Below are 1213 nucleotides of genomic sequence, written 5' to 3'. Positions count from 1 at the left end.
GCCCGGCCGCCTCCCTGGCCTCGAACCCGCCCGGCCGCCTCCCTGGCCTCGAACCCGCCCGGCCGCCTCCCTGGCCTCGAACCCGCCCGGCCCGGCCGGGTGCTGGTGGGTGCCCGACCGGCTGGCGTACGCACCCTTGCGCGTCGCCGAACAGATGGGTGAACATCAATGTTAGCGTCACCATGCCGGCGGGTGTTGGGTGCTCGGTGGGAAGTTCGGCCGAGCGGGGCGGTGTGGGTGTCGCAGGCGGGCGGTGAGTGGCGGTGCCGTGGCGATAGCAGGTCAGGTGTCTGATAATTCCGGAACGTCACGGCCTCGTGATTCCGGAACATTACGTCTTGACGAACGACGTGTTATCGCCCACAGTCGATGGTCAAGGACGGCGATGCCTACGGCTTACCGGGCGAGCCTGCTTCGTCCGGCCGGTGAACCAGGCGTGTGCGGGGACGCGTCAACGTTGATGTTAGCGCTAACAAAGCAGCGCAGATGTTCGACGGTGTGCCCATCCTCGGGCGGACCGCTCGGCTCTCGGTCATTGAAGGAGGAACATGTCTGCCTTTGGTAGATCTCCCGCTCTCCCGCCGCCCTCGCGACCACGTAGGTGGTTGTTGCGGGCCGCTGCGGCGGGTGTCACGGCGGTCGTCGCCGGTAGTGCCGCCGCCGTGGCGGTGTCGACACCGGCCGCCGCCGCGACTGTCGACACGAACGCGTGGTACGTGTTGGTCAACCGCAACAGCGGCAAGGCCCTCGACGTGTACAACCTGGCCACGAACGACGGCGCCCGGATCACCCAGTGGTCGCGGAACAACGGCAACCAGCAGCAGTGGCAGTTCGTGGACTCGGGCGGTGGCTACTACCGGCTGAAGTCGCGGCTGTCCAACAAGGTGCTGGACGTCTACAACTGGTCGACCGCCAACGGCGCCGCCATCGTGCAGTGGTCCGACCACAACGGGGCGAACCAGCAGTTCCGGTTGGCCGACTCCGACGGCGGTTACGTTCGGTTGATCAACCGGAACAGCAACAAGGTGATGGAGGTGCAGGGCGCCTCGACCGCCGACGGCGGGAACATCGTGCAGTACGACGACTGGAACGGCGCCAACCAACAGTGGCAGCTGGTCCGGATCGATGGCGGCGGAAACCCGACGCCGACCACGCCGCCCCCGTCGGGCACCTGCAACCTGCCGTCGAGCTACCGCTGGTCGTCGACCGGGCC

Annotated in this window: 1 protein-coding gene; it reads left to right on the top strand. The window is 67.5% G+C overall.

Features of this window, described 5'->3' with window-relative positions:
* Window positions 1-548: 548 nt before the first annotated feature.
* The coding region (locus Vse01_RS29140; protein ID WP_204019288.1) for an RICIN domain-containing protein at window positions 549-1213 on the top strand (665 nt) is incomplete at its 3' end.

The sequence above is a fragment of the Micromonospora sediminimaris genome (assembly GCF_016863575.1).
Taxonomy (GTDB): domain Bacteria; phylum Actinomycetota; class Actinomycetes; order Mycobacteriales; family Micromonosporaceae; genus Micromonospora; species Micromonospora sediminimaris.
Note: the sequence above shows the minus strand (reverse complement) of the source record. Positions and strands in the feature narration are given on the sequence as shown.